The following is a 20,918-nucleotide window of genomic DNA, read 5'->3' as shown; positions in this document are numbered from 1 at the left end:
AACTCCATGGAGTAGTTGGCTCGCGGTTTTTTGGGCTCTGTCATAGATAGTGTCCACTTAAAATAGGTGGACACCATCCTTAATCATCCCTGTCGAAATCGAAAGACGTCCTATATGGGGCGCTTACGATCGGAGGGGGAGCAGGAGCGTAAACTGGAGCTGCAAATCCGGGAACTGACGCTGTTGCCGCTGAACATCAAATTCCAGTCGGTGAGCGAATTTCAGGCCCGCGGCGCGCCGAAAAATACCGTGCTGGTAATTACCCCTTTCCAAATGCAGCTGCCCTTGTATTCACCACCGCTGCTGCAGGTGCGCATGCCGCTACCGCAGGCGCAACGTCAGCGGATCCGCGATTTGCTCGAATCCTGAATCCGGCTGTTTTCCGGTCGGCCAGACGCCGCGCCGAGTGACAACGCACGCCCCAGACAAATCAAAGATCGGGCGTTATTCGGGCTACCCCCACGCCGGGGCAAAAAAAAACCGGCCCCGCAAAGGGGGCCGGCCGGTGATCCGTGGTCGCAGCGGCGCCGGCAGGATCCCGGCGGCCCGCCTCATCATCACGCGTAAACGGGATGGCGGGCGCAGATATCCAGCACTTTATTTTTAGTGCGCTCGATGACGGCGTCGTCATGGATATTTTCCAGCACGTCACACATCCAACCCGCCAAATCGCGTACGTCGGCCTCGGTAAAACCGCGGCGCGTCACTGCCGGCGTACCGATACGCACTCCTGAGGTGACGAACGGGCTTTTCGGATCATTGGGCACGCTGTTTTTATTAACGGTAATATTGGCACGGCCCAGGGCGGCATCCGCTTCTTTGCCGGTCAGTTTTTTATCCACCAAGTCCAGCAGGAACAGGTGATTATCGGTCGCGCCGGAGACAACGTTGAAACCGCGTGACAAGAAAACCTCTACCATGGCTTTCGCGTTTTTGGCCACCTGCTGCTGGTAGGTTTTAAACGCCGGCTCCATCGCCTCTTTCAGCGCCACCGCCTTGGCGGCAATCACATGCATCAACGGGCCACCCTGCGCGCCGGGGAATACGGCGGAATTCAGCTTTTTATAAAGCTCTTCGCTACCGCCCTTGGCCAGGATCAAACCACCGCGCGGGCCGGCCAGTGTTTTGTGGGTGGTTGTGGTCACGACGTGGGCGTGGGGCACCGGGTTCGGATACACGCCGGCGGCAATCAGACCCGCCACGTGCGCCATATCCACAAACAGATAAGCGCCGATGCTATCGGCAATCTGCCGCATTCTGGCCCAGTCAACCACGCCGGAGTAGGCGGAGAAGCCGCCGATGATCATTTTCGGCTGATGGGTTTTCGCCAGCTCGGCCAGCTGGTCATAATCGATATGACCGCTCTCATCGATACCGTAAGGTACGATATTATACAGCTTGCCGGAGAAGTTGACCGGGGAGCCGTGGGTCAAATGGCCGCCGTGCGCGAGGTTCATGCCCAGTACTGTATCGCCCGGTTGCAGCAACGTGGTGTAAACGGCGAAGTTGGCCTGGGAGCCCGAGTGCGGCTGCACGTTGGCATAATCGGCGCCGAACAGGGCTTTGGCACGATCGATGGCCAGTTGCTCTACCACATCAACGTATTCGCATCCGCCATAGTAGCGCTTGCCTGGGTAACCTTCAGCGTATTTATTGGTCAGCTGTGAGCCCTGCGCCTGCATAACGCGCGGACTGGTGTAGTTTTCAGATGCAATCAGTTCAATGTGCTCTTCCTGGCGCACCACTTCCTGCTCCATTGCCTGCCACAATTCGGCATCATAATCCGCAATGTTCATATCACGCTTTAACATCTGTTTCTCCTGACTCTCAGCTAACTAACTACGGCGATTAAAATAGGGGGAATGACCGGCCGTCAGTGTAATCTTTTTTGCCGGGCTTCCGATAGGGCCCAGCGCCGCTTTTTACGCAAACGATTCCCTTGATAACGATGCATGCGGCCCGTGGTCGCGCCTTACGCCGCATGACGAAATATTTTCATCGCCCTGGAGGAAAATTTCATGCGGCCCGCCCGCGTGGACGTAATCCGTATCGCGCACAGCAACCGCTGTTTACCCGGAGGGGAATAGCCGGGAATTACACCGCGCTCGCTTCCGGTAGCCGGCCGCAGCCTCAAATAGCCCGCCGGTACGAATGCGCACCACGCGCGCGACGTCGAAAACAAAAATCTTGCCGTCGCCGATCTTGCCGGTCTGCGCGGTATGCATAATGGTATCGACGCAGCTGTCGACGATATCATCCGGCACCACCAGTTCGATTTTCACCTTGGGCAGAAAATCCACCATGTATTCCGCACCGCGATACAGTTCCGTATGCCCCTTCTGGCGGCCGAAACCTTTGACTTCGGTTACCGTCATGCCGGTAATACCAACTTCAGCCAGCGCTTCGCGCACATCGTCCAGTTTAAAGGGTTTGATTATGGCATCAATTTTTTTCATTACTTCACCTACTCAGCAGATTACCGGCGCCCACCGTCAATCGTCGAAACGAGGGCCGATTAATGTTTAAAATCATTCGGGTCCAGCGTATGGCGGGACAGGAGTTTATAAAATTCTGTACGGTTGCGACCCGCCATCCGTGCGGCTTGCGTCACATTGCCACGGGTTATTTGTAATAACTTACGTAAATAGCGCAGCTCAAATTGATGACGCGCCTCAGCGAAGGTCGGCATCACCGTGGTATCGTCCGCCAAGGCCTGCGCCACCAGCGCATCGCCGATGACCGGCGTAGACGTCAACGCGACACACTGTTCTATCACGTTCACCAGCTGGCGTACATTACCGGGCCAACCGGCAGCCACCAGCCTTTTCATGGCATCCGCGGAAAAGCTGCGCACAAACGGTTTATGGCGCTGCGCCGCCAGGCGTAATAAATGCGCTGCCAGCAAGGGAATATCCTCCGCCCGCTCGTGCAAGGCGGGCAGTTTCAAGCTGACGACATTTAATCGATAATACAAGTCCTCGCGAAATTCCCCCGCCGCCATCGCCTTGGGCAAATCCCGGTGGGTGGCGGACAATATACGCACATCGATAGCGCGGTCGCGATCACTGCCCAGCGGGCGCACCTTGCGCTCTTGCAACACCCGAAGCAGTTTAACCTGTAACGACAGCGGCATGTCGCCTATTTCATCCAGAAACAGCGTGCCACCATCGGCAGTCTGAAACAACCCTTCACGCTGGCTGACCGCGCCGGTGAAAGCGCCACGGGCGTGACCGAACAGCTCGGATTCCAGCAAGGGCTCCGGCAGCGCGCCGCAATTGATCGCGACGAAGGACGCATTAGCGCGCGGGCTGGCGGCGTGGATTGCTTTCGCCAGGATCTCTTTACCGGTGCCGCTCTGACCGCTAATCAGGATACTGACATCCGATTGGGCCACCATCTTCGCCTGCTCCAGCAAGCGCAGCATGAGCGGGCTACGGGTGACAATGGTTTCCCGCCAGCGTTCGTCGCCGGCGGGACGGGTCAACGCCAGCGCCCCATCAATGGCGCGATACAGCGCGTCGCGATCCACCGGTTTAGTCAGAAAGCTGAACACCCCCTCCTGGGTCGCCGACACCGCGTCCGGGATCGAACCATGAGCGGTAAGAATAATCACCGGCAAGCCTGGCTGCTGCTGCTGTATGGCTCTGAACAGCGCGATACCGTCCATCTCATCCATACGCAAGTCGCTGATGACCAAGTCAATTTCACCACGTTGCAACAGTCGTAGCGCCTCCTGGCCGTTTTCCGCCGTGGTCACGGTGAACCCTTCACTGGTCAGCCGCATGCCAAGCAATTTCAGCAGGCTGGTATCGTCATCCACCAGCAATAAACGGGCATGTCTGCGGGTCGTCATTGCCGTGTCTCCCCGGCATCGGGGGCCGCAACGGGAGGAAGGACATCGGCGGGACGCGCGTTCGCCGCATCGCCGCCGGCGCGCGAACCGATCGCCCCCTGCGTCTGCCGCTTGTCAGCCGCCGCTTTGCCGTGACCGCCATCCAGGGGCGTGGTGCCGTCATCCTCCGACGTTTGCCATTTGCGCGAGGACAGGCGCCGCTCAATGTCGGTGAGATTTTGCAGCTTACGGGTGGTGGTCGCCAGTTGCTGGTTTAGCTGTTGCTCGCGCGCCGTGAGCGTGCGGATCTGCCTGTCGCTTTCCTGCTGCTGACGCTGAGTACGGCTGCGCTCATCGGCCAACACCAGCCGCAGCGCCTGCTGTTGGCGCCAAAGGGTAAACAGCGGATAGATGCCGGTCGGGAAAGTGTCGCGATAGCCTAAAAGGCGATGATAGGCCTGACGCCGGCTGGCGACATTACTATCGGCAGCGTCCAGCAAAATGCTCTGACGAAAACTATCCTGCCAGCTTTCACCCTGGTGTCGCCATGCCTCAGCACGCGCCTGCGCCGGCGTCATGCGTGAGGCGCATTCCATAAGGCTTAACCAATAGTCAGGCTTGTTTACCCTGTCATCATCATCCTGCCAGATATTATCGCACACTTTGGCAAGCGTTGACGGCGCCAAATGGGTATGAGGTCCCGGCACCTCGCTGAGCAACGGGTGCCGGCCGCTGTGCTGCTGGCAGGCCGAGAGCAATAACGGCAGCAGCAACGCCATTAGCGCGGTGCGCAGTTGAGCGTCGGCCGGCGAACGCGGCGAGAAAAAGCGCGGGGTCTGCCGCGGTGAACGTGCTGCTCCAGTCATGTATTAACGATTCTCACCGGTTAGAGGAAGGGTAATGCGAAAGCAGACCGCAGCGTAATCTACACTGACCAAATCGAGTTCACCCCGCATACGGCGAATACAATCCCGGGCGATGCTTAATCCCAGCCCGCTGCCTTTCACCGCGCCTTTGCGCTGAATGCTGCCTTGGTAAAACGGCTCAAAAATCAGCGCTCTGTCCGCCTCGGCAATGGGCGCCCCGCTATTGGCCAGCTCCAGCAGGATACGCTGCCCGCTGAGGCGGCTTCGGATCCAGATGTTACCGGATTCCTGGCCGTAGTGCACCGCATTGGAATAGAGATTATCCAACACCCGTGTTAGCAACTCCGGCTGCGCGCGGCAATGCGTCACCTCAAGCGCCACGTGATTGTGGATACCCTTGGCGCGCGCCGGCAGACTGTGGGCGGCAATAACCGACGCCACCATTGCCGCCAAATCGATATCGGCGGCAAAAGAAGGGCCGTCCGCCAGCCGGCGATTGTAATCCAGCAATTGTTCGATAAGTTGCTGCAGGTGCCGGCTGCTGCTATCGAGAATTGCCACCACGTCTTTCTGATCGGCGCTTAGCGGGCCCGCCACCTCGTCGGCCAGCAGTTCCGCCCCCTCGCGCAGACTGGCCAGCGGCGTTTTCAATTCATGGGAAATATGGCGCAGGAATTCATGCCGCTGGGATTCCAGCCAGGCCAATCGCTCGTGCAACCAGATAATCCGCTGGGCCAGAGACTGAATTTCACGCGGCCCGCTAAACGGCGTATCCGCCGCCAGAGCTTGCCCTTCCCCCAGCCGGTTTATCATATTTTCCACCCGCTTCACCGGACCAATAATCATCCGGGTAAAGAGGAAAACCAGCGTCAGACTAAATAGAAACAGCAATAGCGCCAGCCAGCCAAAAAAACGGCCCTGCTCCGCGATAGCCTGCTGCAGCTGGCGTTCGCGGGCAAAGATATTTTCGCGCGTCGCCTGTACCAGTTCGCCGTTGGCGCGGGAAAAAGCTTCCAGCTGCGCCGAGGCCTGCCCGCCCGGGCCGCTGTTCTCACAATGAAGTTGATCGAGGGCAGCCAGCAGGGTTTCCAGCCGCTGACGATAGCGCGGGTCCGGCAGCAGATCGCCGCGGCCGCTAAGGGTTTGTCGGTATTGCTGACGTTGGTTTTGGTAGAGGCGGGCCAGTGTGGGATCGTCCAGGACGCAATATTGACGATAGCTGCGCTCCATTGCCAGCGCCAAACCGGTCATATTTTCACTGCGCCGGGCGTCCGCCAGCGTCGAGCGGTTAATTTCCGCCGCCTGTTCGCTCAAGGTATCCAGACTTTGCCAAGCCTGCCAGGCCAGCAACAGTAGCGGCAGTAACACCAGGCTGAACGCCAGGACAACCAATTGGCGCAGCGAACGGGGAAACGGACGCCACTTGTTCACGGTCATCGTCCTCAGAGGAATAGGGATAGGCCTCGATGCTAGCCGACTGTTGCCAACAGGGAAAGAACAAAAAAGGCACTTGCCCGGAGGTCAAGTGCCTTGAATGTAAGATAGGGGGTGCCTCACTCAACGTGTCGCCCTGTGGTCGTTAACACCGCTAAGTCAGCGATTAACTGTTACGTTGGACGGTAGGCACCGTACATTGGCATCATTCGGCAGTTATGGAGCGGTCGTATTGCCTTGCATGTGACGCTGTCATATCAAGGTGAATGAGCGACTGTTTTAGATATAGCAGAAACCGTGCCAAACCGCCAATATTACTGTCATATATTTGATTATTAAGTGTTTTTAATTCCTTTTACTCCAGACTTAAGGCGGCATCTTCTGGCAAAGCAATTGAAATTGTCTCCTGCGGGAGACACAAAATTATGTTCTGCTATAAAACAATAAAGATCAGAGAGATAAATGTCTCTTATCGGCGACAGACTGCTAGCCGCTGGCGGGGAAAAAGCGACACTCGGCGCACGCCCCTCTTTCCGCCGCACTTTCGCGCCGCGCCAGCGTCGTCTGCGACGGCGTGAGATGCAGGCCTTAGCCAACATCGTTGCAGGTTGCACGACAGGCAGCGCCGCAAACACCCGGGCGGTGCCTGTGCGCCGACCATAAGCCGGCGCAGACTCCCCTATGCGCGTTAGCCCAGTTGCTTGCGCGTTAGCCCAGTTGCTTGCGCGTTAGCCCAGTTGCTTACGCGTTAGCCCAGTTGCTTACGCGTTAGCCCAGTTGCTTGCGCGTTAGCCCAGTTGCTTGCGCGTTAGCCCAGTTGCTTGCGCGTTAGCCCAGTTGCTTGCGCGTTAGCCCAGTTGCTTGCGCGTTAGCCCAGTTGCTTGCGCATTAGCCCAGTTGCTTGCGCATTAGCCCAACTGCTTGCGCGTTAGCCCAACTGCTTGCGCGCGTTGCGGAACAGCCGCATCCAGGGTCCGTCCTCGCCCCACTCTGCAGGGTGCCAGGAGTGGCTGACGGTGCGGAAAACCCGTTCAGGGTGCGGCATGGTCAGAGTAACGCGTCCACTGGCGTTGGTCACGGCGGTGATACCGTTAGGGGATCCGTTCGGATTAGCGGGATAGTTTTCGGTGACCTTGCCGTAGTTATCCACGTAGCGCAGGGCCACCAGACCCGCATGCTCAATTGCGGCCAGATGCGCCGCATCGCGCACCTCCACCAGCCCTTCGCCGTGGGAGACGGCAATAGGCAGACGGGATCCGACCATGCCCTGCAACAGCAGCGACGGGCTCTGCGTCACCTCGACCAGGCTGAATCGGGCCTCAAAGCGCTCGGACTTGTTGCGCACGAAACGGGGCCACAGCTCCGCGCCGGGGATCAGTTCGCGCAAATTGGACATCATCTGGCATCCATTGCAGACCCCGAGCGCCAGGGTTTGAGGGCGGTGGAAAAACGCCTCAAACTCATCGCGCACCCGCGGGTTAAACAAGACTGACTTCGCCCAACCTTCCCCGGCGCCCAACACATCACCGTAGGAGAAACCGCCGCAGGCCACCAGCGTATGGAAGCCCTCAAGGGTTTGCGCGCCGGTGAGCAAATCGCTCATATGCACATCGATAGCCTCGAACCCGGCGCGGTGAAACGCGGCCGCCATCTCCACATGGGAGTTCACGCCCTGCTCCCGCAGCACGGCGACTTTCGGCCGCGCGCCCTTGGCGATAAACGGCGCGGCAATATCATCGGCAGGATCAAAGCTCAAGGCCACCGTCAGGCCCGGATCGTTGTCGTCCTGACGGGCGGCGTGTTCCTGATCGGCGCTTTCGGGATTATCACGCAGCCGCTGCATCTGCCAGCTGGTTTCCGCCCACCAGGTTCTTAGGGTGGTACGGCTTTCACTGTACAGCGAACGCTCGCCGGCGCGCAGGATAAAACGGTCGCCGGGCTGGGCCGTCCCCAGATAGTGCAGGCAATCCGCCAGACCCTCCTGGTGGAACAGCGCCGTAACCGCGTCGCGATCGGCCGCGTCGATCTGGATTACCGCCCCCAGCTCTTCATTGAACAGGGCGGCCAGCGCATCATCTCCCAGCGGGCCAATGTCGGCATCGATACCGCAGTGACCGGCAAACGCCATTTCCGCCAGCGTCACCAGCAAGCCGCCGTCGGCGCGGTCGTGATAAGCCAGCAGTCGCCCCTGCGCTACCAGTTGTTGCATGACGCGGAAAAAGGCGGCCAGCTGACCGGCGTCGCGCACGTCAGCGGTATCATCCCCGAGCTGGCGATACACCTGGGCCAGGGCGGTAGCGCCCAACGCCTGATGGCCGGCGCCCAGATCGATGAGCAACAGCGCATTAGCGCGCGCCGGCTGCAATTGCGGCGTCACGGTAGCGCGGACGTCTTCCACGCGGGCGAAGGCGGTAATGACCAGCGACAGCGGCGCCGTCATTTCCCGTGTTTCGGCCCCGTGCTGCCAGCGGGTTTTCATCGACATGGAATCTTTACCCACCGGGATGGTGAGCCCCAGCGCCGGACAGAGCTCCTCGCCCACCGCTTTCACCGCCTGATACAGGCCGGCATCTTCACCGGGATGACCCGCAGCGGCCATCCAGTTGGCGGAGAGTTTCACCCGCTTGATATCGCCGATATGCGTGGCGGCCAGGTTAGTCAGCGCCTCGCCTACCGCCAGACGGGCGGAGGCGGCAAAATCTAGCAGCGCGACCGGCGCGCGCTCACCCAGCGACATTGCTTCGCCGTAGTAGCTATCCAGACTGGCGGTGGTCACGGCGCAATCCGCCACCGGCACCTGCCACGGGCCGACCATTTGATCGCGCGCGACCATTCCGGTCACGCTACGATCGCCAATGGTGATAAGAAAGGTTTTTTCCGCCACCGCCGGCAAATGCAATACGCGGTTAATCGCCTCGGCAAGCGTGATGCCATCGCGGTTCAGCGGGTGGCCGGCGGCCTGCAAACTGACGGCTTCCCGCTGCATCTTCGGCGTCTTGCCGAGCAAGACATCCAGCGGCAAATCAATCGGCCGGTTGTCGTAATGCGCGTCGTCCAGGCTGAGATGCAACGCGTCGGTCGCCTCGCCTATCACTGCATAGGGCGCGCGCTCACGGCGGCAAATGGCGTCAAATTCCGCCAGCCGCTCCGGGGCGACCGCCATAACGTAGCGTTCCTGCGATTCATTACACCAGACTTCAAGCGGGCTCATGCCCGGCTCGTCATTGGGTATTTCGCGCAGCTGAAAACGTCCGCCGCGTCCGCCGTCGCTGACCAGCTCCGGCATGGCGTTGGACAGGCCGCCGGCGCCCACGTCATGGATAAACAGAATCGGGTTGTCTTCGCCCCGCTGCCAGCAGCAATCGATGACCTCTTGACAGCGGCGTTCCATTTCAGGATTGTCGCGCTGCACCGAGGCGAAATCCAAATCGGCATCGGACTGACCGGAGGCCATCGACGAGGCCGCGCCGCCGCCAAGGCCGATATTCATCGCCGGACCGCCCAAAACGAGAAGCTTGGCGCCTACGCTGATGTCGCCTTTTTGCACGTGCGAGGCGCGAATATTGCCAATGCCGCCGGCCAGCATGACGGGTTTATGGTAACCGCGCAGCTCCACGCCGTTATGGCTGTCCACGCGCTCTTCATAGGTGCGGAAATAGCCGGTCAGCGCCGGACGGCCGAATTCGTTATTGAACGCCGCGCCGCCCAGGGGGCCGTCGGTCATGATATCCAGCGCGCTGACAATACGCTCGGGGCGGCCGAAGTCTTCTTCCCAGGGCTGTTCAAAGCCGGGAATGCGTAAATTGGAAACCGAGAACCCGACCAGACCGGCTTTCGGCTTGGCGCCGCGGCCGGTGGCGCCTTCATCGCGGATTTCACCACCGGAGCCGGTGGCGGCGCCGGGCCAGGGCGAGATGGCGGTCGGATGGTTATGGGTTTCGACCTTCATTAAAATATGCGCCGCTTCCTGATGATAGTCATAGCGCCCCGCCTGCGCGTCGGGGAAGAAACGCCCTACCGCCGATCCCTCCATCACCGCGGCATTGTCTTTGTAGGCCGATAACACATAGTCGGGGGTCTGCTCGAAGGTATTTTTAATCATCTTGAACAGCGACTTGGCCTGCGGCTGGCCGTCGATCACCCAATCGGCGTTGAAGATTTTATGCCGGCAATGCTCGGAGTTGGCCTGTGCGAACATGTAGAGTTCGACATCGCTGGGGTTACGCCCCAGACGGGTGAACGCCGCGAATAGATAGTCGATTTCGTCCTGCGCCAGCGCCAGACCTAGCGCCAGATTTGCCGCCTCCAGCGCGCCGCGCCCCTCGCCCAACACGTCCACCAGCGTTACCGGCGCCGGCGCGTGCTGGGCAAACAGCGCCGCTGCCTCTTCCAGGCGGGTAAATACCGTTTCCATCATCCTGTCGTGCAACAGGGCGGCGAGTTGCCCCCACTGCGGCTCACTTAATTGAGGCGCCTGAATATAATAGGCCAGACCGCGTTCCAGACGTTTTATCTGCGCCAGGCCGCAGTTGTGGGCAATATCGGTCGCCTTTGACGACCAGGGAGAGCGCGTTCCGGGCCGCGGCGTGACCAGCATCAGCCGCCCTTTCGGCTGATGTTCGGCGAGAGAGGGACCGTATTTCAAAAGCCGCTGCAGCCGGCTTGACGCATCCTCATCGAGCGCTGCGCTGACATCGGCGAAGTGGATGTATTCGGCATAGATATCGTCGACCGCCAGTCGGGCGTCCCGGCAGCGAACCAGCAGCTTATTAATGCGAAATGCGGACAGAGCGGGCGAACCGCGCAATATTTCCATAGTAACAGATCTCTCGTCTTTGAACCGCCGGCCGCAGGTGTGTGGCTCGACCATTCATGGGGCGCAACAACAGGGGAAAACGCGCGTCATTATAGAGAATCCCGGCTGCGGACGAAACCGTTTGCGCAGTTATTCTTTCATCCTTTATTTCCCCTCGCCCGGACGCGGACATGCATCAATCTTGTTGCACGTTGGCGCTTTGTTGCGCAAAATGCCCTCCTGTTCGGAGAAAAAACCATAATAATGTTGCCGTTAACGACAGCGAGGCCTGCCTCCGGCACGAGATAACGCTTTGAAGCGGTTCAAATTAAATTATTTTATCATCGGCCTTATCGCCATTTTGCTCACCTGGGCCCTCTGGACTACCGTCCCTTGGCGAAACGCCCATCAGGATAGCCTGGCGGCTATTAAAGCGCGCGGCGAACTTCGTATCAGCACCCTTGACGCGCCGCTGAGCTATTATCGCGTCAATCATCAACCGGCGGGCTTTGATTTCGACCTGGCGCAACGCTTTGCCGATTACCTTGGCGTTACCCTCAAGGTCCGCGTGCGCAGCAACCTGAATCAGCTGTTTGACGATTTGGATAATGACAACGCCGATATTCTGGCGGCCAGCCTAATTTACAATGCCGAGCGATTGAACCGATTCACCGTCGGTCCCTCCTACTACTCGGTTTCGCAGCAGTTGGTGTATCGTCTGGGCCAGCCGCGGCCGAAAAATCTGGGCGATTTGCGCGGGCGGCTGGCGGTGGCGTCAGGTTCAGCGCAAATTTCCCAGCTTCGTCAGTTGAAAAAGAAGCAGTATCCGCAGCTCGCCTGGGAAGTATCCTCCGATCTCAGCAGCCGGTCGCTGCTGGAAAAAGTCGCCGATGGCAAGCTGGAGTATACGCTGGCCGACTCCGCCACCGTCGGGCTGCTGCAGCGGGTGCATCCCCAGTTGGCGGTGGCATTTGACATTACCGAGGAAGAGCCGGCCACCTGGTATCTGCGGCGCAGCGATAGCGAGGGGCTGTCGGCCGCGCTGCTGGATTTCTTCAGCCAATTGAACGACAACGGCATCATGGCGCGGCTGGAGGAAAAATATCTCGGCCACGTTGGCGGTTTTGATTACGTCGATACCAAAACCTTCCTTAACGCTATCGATGCCACCTTGCCGGCGCTGCAACCGCTGTTTGAACGGTATGCTCGCGATATCGACTGGAAGTTGCTGGCGGCCATTTCCTATCAGGAATCCCATTGGGATCCGCTGGCCACGTCGGCCACGGGGGTACGCGGACTAATGATGCTTACCCGTCTCACCGCCGACAGTCTGGGCATCGGCGATAGGACCAACGCGGAACAAAGCGTGCGCGGCGGCGCCTTGTATTTGTCGCGCATGATGCAGCGGGTGCCGGACAGCATCCCCGAGGATGAAAAGATCTGGTTTGCCCTGGCGGCGTATAATATGGGCTATGCCCATATGCTGGACGCACGCGCCCTGACGGCGAAGCAGCAAGGTAATGCCGACAGCTGGGTCGATGTGAAGCTGCGGTTGCCGATGCTGAGCCAGCCGCGCTACTACAAGCAAACCCTATACGGCTATGCCCGCGGCCAGCAGGCGTACAATTACGTGGAAAACATCCGCCGCTATGAAATCAGCCTGGTAGGTTACCTGCAGGAAAAAGAGAAAAAGGCGGCGCAGCTGGCGGCCTGGAATGCCGATCCCGCCAACGCCTACCCGGTCGTGACAACGGAAGATCTGCGCGCGCTGGCGCCGGCCAGCGCTGCCGCGCGCCCTTGACGACCGTACGGGCACCATTGGTCAGCGGCCGAGACGCCCGACGGCAAAGCTCCACGAGCGGCGCTGAGCGCCGTGAGAAGGGTCTGGCGAGCGGCGATAGGCTCTGCGTCATTTAATTCTGCCCCTTACCGCGGCTGCAACACGCTGTTATACAGGCTCGCCTGACAGCGACCCTGCAACCCGTTACGCGATTGCTCCGGCAGCGGCCGGTTTACGCCGTGATATGGGCTCGTCTGACAGCGACCCTACAACCCGTTAAGCGGTTGCTCCGGCAGCGGCCGGTTTACGCCGTTATATGGGTGGGTCGGGCGGCGGCAGTTTCAGCGCCTGCCGCTGCGCCTTTTGCTGCGCCCGGCGGCGGCGGAAAAAATCGCTGAGCTGGGCGGCGCACGCCTGCGCCAGCACATCGCCGGTAAGCTCAATTCGATGATTCATACCCGGATGACTGAGCACATCCATCAGCGATCCCGCAGCGCCGGTTTTCTCGTCCCGCGCGCCGAACACCAGGCGGCCGATACGGGCGTGGATCATCGCGCCCGCGCACATCACGCAGGGTTCCAGGGTCACGTACAAGGTCGCCTTCAGCAAACGATAATTACCCGCCTGTTGCCCCCCCTGGCGCAGCGCCATGATTTCGGCATGGGCGGTGGGATCGTGATGGCCGATGGAACGGTTCCTGCCTTCGCCGATAATCGCGCCGTTTAGCACCAAAACCGCACCGACCGGCACCTCGCCTTCGGCTTCCGCGCGCCCGGCCAACATCAGGGCGTGACGCATCCATATTTCATCGCTGCGCTCGCTCATGACTGCCCTCCCGGCTGATAACCGCCGCGGAGTATACCGGCGCGGGAAAAGAGAAGGAAGGCAAAATCAATCCAGCTGCTTGAGTTGGCCATCGTGCGTTACCCGCCAGCGGTATTGGCAAAAATAAAGCAGCGGACTGTCGTGAATGCTATCGCTATAGCCGCTGTACAATTTCAACGGGATGCCCAATTCGCGCTCCAATTGCGCCACTTTCTCATGCCCGAGACAGCGCAGCGTCAGTATCCAGCCGCCGTAACGCCGGTGCATCCGGCTGCCGATAAGCCGCACCTGGGGCAAAAATACCGCGTCGTGGTAAACCTTCTCCACCAGCGACTCCGGCGAGCCGGTAATCAGCCACACCTGGGCATCGTGACTGGCGAGATAGTCGTCCAGGCGCGCCAGCACCTGCGGGAAACGCCGCACGCGGCGGCGGAAAACAGCCGCAAACCGCGCCTCCAGAGCCTGCAACCGCGCCTCGCTATGGCCGAAGGTAATCGACCACAGCAGCAGGCTCATCGGCCAGCGGGCCGAACGGCCCTTGACCAGCAGCCCAAGCACTACCACCGGCAGAACGGGGATCACTAATAGGACATTCAGCGGCAGATGCGCCAGCAGATAGCGCAGGAAGCAGCCAAACATATCCTGCTGATGTAACGTGCCGTCCAAATCAAAAAACACCACACGCCGGGCGGTTGGGTCAGTCAAAAGCTACTCCTCCGGATCCTTAAATCCAATCAGCCAGGTAAAGATAAATCCCGCCGCCACGGCAGCCGCCCACCCCAGCAAATAGGCCGCGACCTTCCCGGTGACGATGGTCAGCGCCAGCGGCAATCCCGACAGGCCAAAGGTGATAAGCGTCGCTACCTTGAGATAACTTATCACCGCGCCGCCGACCGCCCCGCCGAGGCAGGCGGCGACAAACGGACGTCCCAGCGGCAGCGTGACGCCGAAAATCAGCGGCTCGCCGATGCCGAGGACACCCACGGGCAAGGCGGCTTTCAGCACTTTTTTCAGTCGGGCACTGCGGGTTTTCAGCAGCACGGCCAAGGACGCGCCCACCTGACCTACCCCGGCCATGGCCAGGATCGGCAGCAACGGATTCACGCCGTGGGCTTGGATAAGCTCCACGTGCAGCGGCACCATTCCCTGATGCAAGCCGGTCAGCACCAGCGGCAAAAAGCTGCCCGCCAGTACTGCGCCGACCGCCATGCCGCCCCGATCAATCGCCACATTCACGCCGTGGGCGATAGCGTCCGAGACAGCCCCGCCGAGCGGTTGTAGCACCACTATCGCCAGCGATGCAGTTATCAGTGTAGTCAGAAGCGGATTAACTATCAGCTCAATCGACTCGGGCAAGCGGCGCCGCAACGCTTTTTCCACCCAGCATATCAGGGCCACCACCAGCAAGACGGCAATGACACCGTCGCGACCGGGCTGTAGCGGCTGGTCGAAAAGCTGTATCTGCGCCAGGCCAGGGCTGCTCAGGATGGCGGCCATCACACCGCCCATGGCCTGTGAACCGCCGAACACCCGCGCCGCGTTCACCCCCACCAAAATAGTCATGATGGTGAATATCGCGCTACCGAACAGCGCCAGCAGCCCGATCACGTTGGGATAGTGCCGCGCAATATCGCCGCTGACGTCCGAGCGCGTCAAAAGATTGACCAGTCCCGTAATCAGTCCGGAGGCGATAAACGCCGGGATGAGCGGAATAAACACGTCAGCCAATTGGCGCAAGGCGCCACTGACGGGGGTCGCGTAACGCGTTTTAATGCGCTGCCGCGTTTGCACCGCGCTCTCCGCGGCCCCGGAGCCGAGCGGTGCAGCCGACGCGTCAGGCATGAGGCGGCGCATAGCGTCAACAATCTTCGCCGCGGCGCCCGGTCCGGCGATGAGCTGATGTTGCCGTCCTTGCAGGACATAGCCTTTAACGCCCTCCACCCGTTTCAGCGCCGCCACATCCACTCGCCGGTCATCGAGCACTTCCACTCGCACCCGGGTCATGCAATTTTCAAGCCGCAGCACGTTGTCCGCCCCGCCCAGACCGGCCAGCAGCGCGGCCGCTACGTTTTCGCTTTGTGGCATTATGGGCTCCCGTCCCGTTAACGCTGGCGCGCCCCCTGCAGGCGGCACAAAGCTATTGTCCTTTTCGCCGGTGCACGCACGGCACACCGTCATACCGCATCTTGGCACCGACGCTGCGTCACACCCCAGGCGGCCACGCAGAGGGCATACGCCCCAGCGACAGGTAACGCATGCCGCCCCGTCACGCGCGAATGTCGGCCAGCGCCGCCCGCAGATAGCCTCCGTGCGCCGTCAGCGCCGCCTGCGCTTGCTCGGCGCTTTTGCCGCTAAGCAGCATCAGAATGGCCGGTTTAACGTCATAGTCGGTCTGCGCCAGGGCTGCCGACGCCTGCTCCGCCTCGACCCCGCACGCTTCGCCGACAATGCGGCAAGCGCGATCGCGTAGCTTGGCATTGGTGGCCCGAACATCCACCATCAGGTTTTGATAGACCTTACCCAGCTTAACCATGGCGCCGGTGGAAATCATATTCAGCACCAGTTTTTGCGCGGTCCCGGACTTCATGCGCGTCGAGCCGGTCAGCACTTCAGGCCCCACCACCGGCGATATCGCGATCTCCGCCGCTTGGGCAATGGGCGAGTCGGGATTACAGGAAATCTCGACGGTGGCACAGCCCAACGCGCGGGCATAACACAACGCGCCCAACACATAGGGCGTCCGGCCCGACGCCGCCAGCCCCACCACCATATCGGTCGGGGTAAGGCGGAGGTGTTGCAGATCGCGCACCCCCAGTTCCCTATCGTCCTCCGCGCCCTCCACCGCTTTAAGCAGTGCGCCGGGGCCGCCGGCGATAAGGCCGATAACCCTCTCAGGCGGCACACCAAAGGTGGGGGGGATTTCCGATGCATCCAGCACCCCTAGCCTGCCGCTGGTTCCGGCCCCTAGATAGATAAGCCGCCCGCCGGCGCCCAGCGCCTGCGCCGCCCGGTCAATGGCCGCAGCCACCGCCGGCAATTCGGTGGCGATGGCCTCAGGCACCAGACGGTCCTGCTGGTTAAACAATGTCACCATCTCAAGCGTCGATAAGGTATCCAACGCCATCGAGTCTGGATGACGTGTTTCCGATACTAATGCCCCTAAATTCATGCAGCCACCGTTGAATTTTTAATTCAAATAATAAACACTATTATCGAATAGATAATTCTTGCAGGCGAGAGAAATCTCGCCGCCCGATAACAGGGTACGTTGCCATCATCCCGACACGACGGCGTGACGCCGGAGAACAGCCCATGAGCAGTTTATTACGAATACGCCAGCTCTATCGCTCTTTGTCGCGCAATGATCAGAAATTGGCGGATTTTTTACTGCATCATACCGAAGAGGCGCGCCATCTCAGCTCTCAGCGCGTGGCACAGATGACCGGCGTCAGCCAGTCAAGCGTAGTGAAATTCGCCCAGAAGCTCGGCTACAAAGGGTTTACCGCGCTGAAGTTGGCATTGAGCGAAGCGCTGGTTAATCGCCAGGAGCCGCCGTCGATCCCGGTGCATAACCAAATCCTCAGCGACGATCCTATCAAAACCGTCGGGGAAAAACTGCTGGCGGAAAAAGTAGCCGCCCTGCGCGGCACGCTGGATATCAACAGCGAAGATAAATTGCGCCAGGGGGTGGAGATATTGCAACGGTCGAAGCGGGTGATTATCGTCGGCATCGGCGCGTCGGGACTGGTGGCGCGCGATTTCTCCTACAAATTGATGAAAATCGGCATGGCGGCGGTGGCGGAAAACGACATGCACGTATTGCTGGCCACGGTGCAAGCGCTCGGGCCGGACGATCTGTTATTCGCCATTTCCTTTAGCGGCACGCGGCGGGAAATCAACCTGGCGGCGCAGGAGGCGTTGCGGGTGGGCGCTCGGGTGATGGCGGTCACCAATTTCGCCCCCAACGAACTGCAACAATATGCTGATTTGACGCTTTACACCGTGTCAGAGCAGCAGGCCCAGCGCAGCGGGGCCATTTCCTCAAATATCGCGCAGCAAGCGTTAACCGACCTGTTGTTTATGGGGCTGGTGCAACAGGACTTGGCACGCGCGCCCGACCGCATCCGCCACAGTGAAGAGCTGGTCAAAAAGCTGGCCTGAGCACGCTTAACCCGCGCGGGCGCGCAATACGGCCTCATGCAGATTCAGCCGCTGCCAGAAATTTTGCTCCCCCTGACCGCCTGAAAGCGGATAACCGTCGGCAATCATGGTACGCACCATGAGCGCACGGCGCTGGCTGGCGCTGAGATTGGGCAACGGGAACGCCAGCAGCACCTCGGCCCCCTCGGGCACGGTCACCGCCTGCATGGTGGTCACCTCGGCGCGCGGAAGGCGATACGTCATGGTATAGCGGTAAAATGCCGTCATGCCGCCCTGGGTATACGGATCGTCTCCCTGAGCGCTCTGCGCGCATTGGGCGATGGTGGTACCACACTCTTTCTCCAGCGCGCCGCGCAATTGATTTCTGGCCTGGTCAAATAACGCCCGGTAAGCCGGATCGTTGAGATAATGGGCGACATTGCGCTCCGCCACCATCCGCGAGCCTATCACGTCCAGCGGATAATGTACTCCCAACACCAGTCGGGAGTAGCCATACTTCGCGCCGCGATCGACCAGCGTGACGAAGCGTTCCGGGATCATTTCCGCCATCAATAACGCATCAGTGTAACCGGTGTTGGTATGCCCGCTGGGAAATGCGCCGCCGTCGGCGGTGTAGGGATGGTTGTCACGCACCACAATGTCATCCGGTACCGGCAAGATGTGGTTACCCGGGCGGAGAAACGGCCGCGAATAATTGAAATGTTTCTTCGCCGCCGAGGTGCTGACTTCGCTGGCTTTGATTAAGGCGGCCGCCTTACTGAGCTCCCCTTTATCATAGGCGTTGATAAAGGCCTCCCCCAGACGTGGTCCGAGCGCATCCGCCAGAAAATAGAGATAGGGAATGCCCTCGGCATCCACCAAGGCCTGCTGACGCATGCCGTGGGTGGCGTTTTGATTAATTTGCGTCACGGTAGCCAGACTTTGCTGCTGGACGGCCGGTGAGAGGGCATTGAAACTTTCCAGCAGTGCGATACCCGCTTGCTGATTGGCGGGGTAGGCAAAATCATAGCCGCTCTGCCGCAGCCAGGCGTTGTCGGCCTGTTGCGGCGTCTGATCGGCGTCGTCCAGATGGGCGCGGACCAATTTGCCGCCATCCCCCGCGAGCGCACGGCGCAGATGGTCAACCACATTCGACGCAAGCGTCGCAAATCCAGGCTGGCTATTGGCAAGGGTCGTCGCCTCCAGGGTTTGCGGCACAGTGGCATCTGTGGCAGGCTGCGCCAGTACGCCATAAGGGAGAAACAAAACACACATTAGCGCGGGAAAGCGTAACAAAAACATGGGGAATTCCTTCTCAGTAAAGGGAAATAGAGAACTTTTGGTCATGTTATGCCCGTAATATGACGGTTTTATGTCAGTCTCATTTCTGCAGGCGGAGCAACAGCCGTTGCGGTTGTCGTTAAGCCACGGGCCGCCGGACAAGGCTTAACCGGCTTTTTGGCCCCCTCAACGTTACGCTTTGAAGTAAGGGGACAGTACTCTTTATCCGCCTTAGCATTTATGTAATCGTTACTCTTGTAAATAGTTTGGCATTTCCTAAGCAGGCTAACGATTGCCAAGGAGGCACCCTCATGGAGCAACACGACAAAGGATTGTCCGCCGCGCTTACCCGGGAAACACTCAATCAGCTACCGCTATTAGCATTAATGGAAAACGCCCCCCTGCCGTGGGCATTGAAAAGTCACGATTCACGTTACGTCTATATCAACCAGGCGGGGCAGGATTTTGCCAATATTCCCGTCGGCTTCGATTTCGAGGGCCGTCTGGACGGTGAATTTCCGACGCCTTGGGCGGAATTCGCCGCCGACTATCAGGCGCACGACAGAAAAGCGCAGGCCAGCCCTGAGGGCATAGGTATCTACACATCAGGGAGGAGGCTTAAGAGCAACTCTCGCTAAATGAGTAAGTTCTTCCAGACTATATTCCGATAATAATTTTAGTGTATTCAACAAGATGGATAGGCCAGCGAGCAGAGCAGGAGCGCTCTCTCTGCGGCCTCGCTTTTGCTGTCGTCCTGACAAGCGACATATCAGCTGGCGGGCTGCCGCATTTTCTTCTCCTTCAGCGCGTTGCAGCCGCCATACCAGAACAGCAGCCATACTGGCTATTAACAACCTGCGTAGTACGGCTGGCGCGCTGCGCTGAAGCCATGTTTCTACGTCATGTCCGGCACCTTTCAGCAACTTAAAAAATGATTCAATATTCCAGCGCCAGTAATACCAACGAGCTACTTCCTCGCAGGTGATCTCGCTGCAAACGTTTGTAAGCAGCGTCCAGCGTCCCACCACATTACCGAGATCATCCGTAAGCCGAACAACAACCAATCTGACCGTCAGAGGCTCTCCAGGTTGGATTTTTATGCGGCGGCCGGTTTCTTTATCTTTACGCTTCTGCTGCGCAGCTCGGGTTATGACTATCGAGGTTTCACTGATTTCCATATCAGCTTTTTTCCCTTTCCAGTCTACCTGTCCGCATCCGTTGTATGGCAGAAGAGCAGCAATCTCACCAATTTTCAATGAATTACCTTGCCACTCTGCACCATGTCCTTCTTTTCCTCGGATAAGCCAGCATATTCCTTGAGTACTCAACGTCCGCATATGTCCAATAGAGTCACCCTCTCTATCAATTATATGAATCAGCTTTTTACCTATATTAAGCGATTCCACACGGGCAATATCGGTCGTCAAGGCGTCCATATGTGTCTGCCGTTCGGACAGTCCTTCCGCCAACGTTGAATGACAACCGGTTGCATCGGTAAGTGTCTGAGATAGAGGCGCTATTGGCAAACCCGTGCCAGCATCAACCAGCAAGCTGCTTTGAAGTTCATATCCAACATCGCCACCGTGCGTCATTTTTAAGCGTCCGTATTTGGCATGATGGTAAAGAAATTGTAAACGTGACCAATCATGAACAACGAGAGCGTATGGATGCGGGCTAAGCGAAATTTGCTCAAGTGCTAGCGAAATAATTGGCTCATTGAGTTGACTGAAGCTAATTCGCTTATTATTCAGAAAACGCCAGACAGCTTGGGTAGTTGCGAAAGTTGATTTTTGAGCACTTGCGAGGTCTTTAACCGCAGAAGCAAGAAGAGCCGCGGGCGTCATATGCTGTTTAACCAGCGTCTGATATCGGCGGGTAAGGCGAGAGTCAATCCCGCCAACAGATAGGTTGAAATCATTCTGCAAAGTAATAACAGGTATCACGATAAATGTGTAGATACCTATG

General features: G+C 59.0%; 16 protein-coding genes. 4 read left to right on the top strand and 12 right to left on the bottom strand.

The window, feature by feature from the left end; genetic code table 11:
* The first annotated feature begins 114 nt into the window (after nt 1–114).
* Nucleotides 115–369: a hypothetical protein gene (locus tag CINSTRO3249_RS02675; RefSeq protein ID WP_074012072.1), complete on the top strand. Its 255-nt coding sequence runs from the start codon at nt 115–117 to the stop codon at nt 367–369.
* Nucleotides 370–557: 188 nt separating this feature from the next.
* On the opposite strand, the gene glyA is transcribed toward CINSTRO3249_RS02675, so the two are convergent.
* The 6 genes from glyA to purL form a co-directional block, all read right to left on the bottom strand.
* The gene (glyA, locus tag CINSTRO3249_RS02670; RefSeq protein ID WP_074012071.1) at nt 558–1,811 is read right to left on the bottom strand and encodes a serine hydroxymethyltransferase; all 1,254 of its coding nucleotides are present in this window, start codon (nt 1,809–1,811) and stop codon (nt 558–560) included.
* A gap of 258 nt (nt 1,812–2,069) precedes the next feature.
* A complete protein-coding gene (gene glnB, locus CINSTRO3249_RS02665) occupies nt 2,070–2,456 on the bottom strand; it encodes a nitrogen regulatory protein P-II (RefSeq protein WP_074012070.1) in 387 nt (128 codons plus the stop codon).
* Nucleotides 2,457–2,515: 59 nt separating this feature from the next.
* Nucleotides 2,516–3,853 carry a two-component system response regulator GlrR gene (gene glrR / locus CINSTRO3249_RS02660; protein WP_074012069.1) on the bottom strand — a complete coding sequence of 446 codons (1,338 nt, stop codon included), beginning with the start codon at nt 3,851–3,853 and terminating at the stop codon, nt 2,516–2,518.
* Nucleotides 3,850–4,698 (bottom strand): hypothetical protein, encoded by an 849-nt coding sequence (locus tag CINSTRO3249_RS02655; RefSeq protein WP_074012068.1) that lies wholly within the window; start codon nt 4,696–4,698, stop codon nt 3,850–3,852. The genes glrR and CINSTRO3249_RS02655 overlap by 4 nt, the downstream gene beginning before the upstream one ends.
* 3 nt (nt 4,699–4,701) lie before the next feature.
* Nucleotides 4,702–6,135: a sensor histidine kinase gene (locus tag CINSTRO3249_RS02650; protein ID WP_074012067.1), complete on the bottom strand. Its 1,434-nt coding sequence runs from the start codon at nt 6,133–6,135 to the stop codon at nt 4,702–4,704.
* Between the two features lie 925 nt (nt 6,136–7,060).
* Nucleotides 7,061–10,948 (bottom strand): phosphoribosylformylglycinamidine synthase, encoded by a 3,888-nt coding sequence (purL, locus tag CINSTRO3249_RS02645; protein WP_074012066.1) that lies wholly within the window; start codon nt 10,946–10,948, stop codon nt 7,061–7,063.
* A gap of 292 nt (nt 10,949–11,240) precedes the next feature.
* On the opposite strand from purL, the gene mltF reads away from it, so the two are divergent.
* Complete coding sequence (gene mltF, locus CINSTRO3249_RS02640) at nt 11,241–12,728, top strand: membrane-bound lytic murein transglycosylase MltF (protein WP_084790101.1); 1,488 nt, start codon at nt 11,241–11,243, stop codon at nt 12,726–12,728.
* A 291-nt stretch (nt 12,729–13,019) separates the two neighbouring features.
* Here mltF and tadA read toward each other — a convergent pair whose 3' ends face one another.
* From tadA to murQ, 4 genes are all read right to left on the bottom strand, one after another.
* The gene (gene tadA / locus CINSTRO3249_RS02635; protein WP_074012064.1) at nt 13,020–13,532 is read right to left on the bottom strand and encodes a tRNA adenosine(34) deaminase TadA; all 513 of its coding nucleotides are present in this window, start codon (nt 13,530–13,532) and stop codon (nt 13,020–13,022) included.
* Between the two features lie 66 nt (nt 13,533–13,598).
* Nucleotides 13,599–14,237, bottom strand: a complete 639-nt coding sequence (yfhb, locus tag CINSTRO3249_RS02630) for a phosphatidylglycerophosphatase C (protein WP_074012063.1) — start codon at nt 14,235–14,237, stop codon at nt 13,599–13,601.
* Between the two features lie 3 nt (nt 14,238–14,240).
* Nucleotides 14,241–15,617, bottom strand: a complete 1,377-nt coding sequence (locus tag CINSTRO3249_RS02625) for a PTS transporter subunit EIIC (RefSeq protein ID WP_074012062.1) — start codon at nt 15,615–15,617, stop codon at nt 14,241–14,243.
* Between the two features lie 181 nt (nt 15,618–15,798).
* On the bottom strand, nt 15,799–16,701 hold the full coding sequence (gene murQ, locus CINSTRO3249_RS02620; protein WP_074012061.1) for an N-acetylmuramic acid 6-phosphate etherase: 903 nt from the start codon (nt 16,699–16,701) through the stop codon (nt 15,799–15,801).
* Nucleotides 16,702–16,844: 143 nt separating this feature from the next.
* On the opposite strand from murQ, the gene CINSTRO3249_RS02615 reads away from it, so the two are divergent.
* Nucleotides 16,845–17,693 carry a MurR/RpiR family transcriptional regulator gene (locus CINSTRO3249_RS02615; RefSeq protein ID WP_074012060.1) on the top strand — a complete coding sequence of 283 codons (849 nt, stop codon included), beginning with the start codon at nt 16,845–16,847 and terminating at the stop codon, nt 17,691–17,693.
* 6 nt (nt 17,694–17,699) lie between these two features.
* Here CINSTRO3249_RS02615 and CINSTRO3249_RS02610 read toward each other — a convergent pair whose 3' ends face one another.
* Nucleotides 17,700–18,974, bottom strand: a complete 1,275-nt coding sequence (locus tag CINSTRO3249_RS02610; protein WP_084790100.1) for an acid phosphatase — start codon at nt 18,972–18,974, stop codon at nt 17,700–17,702.
* A 290-nt stretch (nt 18,975–19,264) separates the two neighbouring features.
* Between CINSTRO3249_RS02610 and CINSTRO3249_RS02605 the strand changes: the two genes are divergently transcribed.
* Nucleotides 19,265–19,591 carry a PAS domain-containing protein gene (locus tag CINSTRO3249_RS02605; RefSeq protein WP_074012058.1) on the top strand — a complete coding sequence of 109 codons (327 nt, stop codon included), beginning with the start codon at nt 19,265–19,267 and terminating at the stop codon, nt 19,589–19,591.
* Here the strand turns inward: CINSTRO3249_RS02605 and CINSTRO3249_RS02600 are convergent.
* A partial coding sequence (locus CINSTRO3249_RS02600; protein WP_254304262.1) for a flagellar biosynthesis protein FlhF occupies nt 19,559–20,918 on the bottom strand: 1,360 nt, incomplete at its 5' end. The two genes, CINSTRO3249_RS02605 and CINSTRO3249_RS02600, sit on opposite strands and share 33 nt — an antisense overlap.

The sequence above is a fragment of the Candidatus Sodalis sp. SoCistrobi genome (assembly GCF_900143145.1).
Taxonomy (GTDB): Bacteria; Pseudomonadota; Gammaproteobacteria; order Enterobacterales; family Enterobacteriaceae; genus SoCistrobi.
The sequence above is the reverse complement of the archived record's forward strand: the minus strand, read 5'-3'. Positions and strand labels throughout refer to the sequence as shown.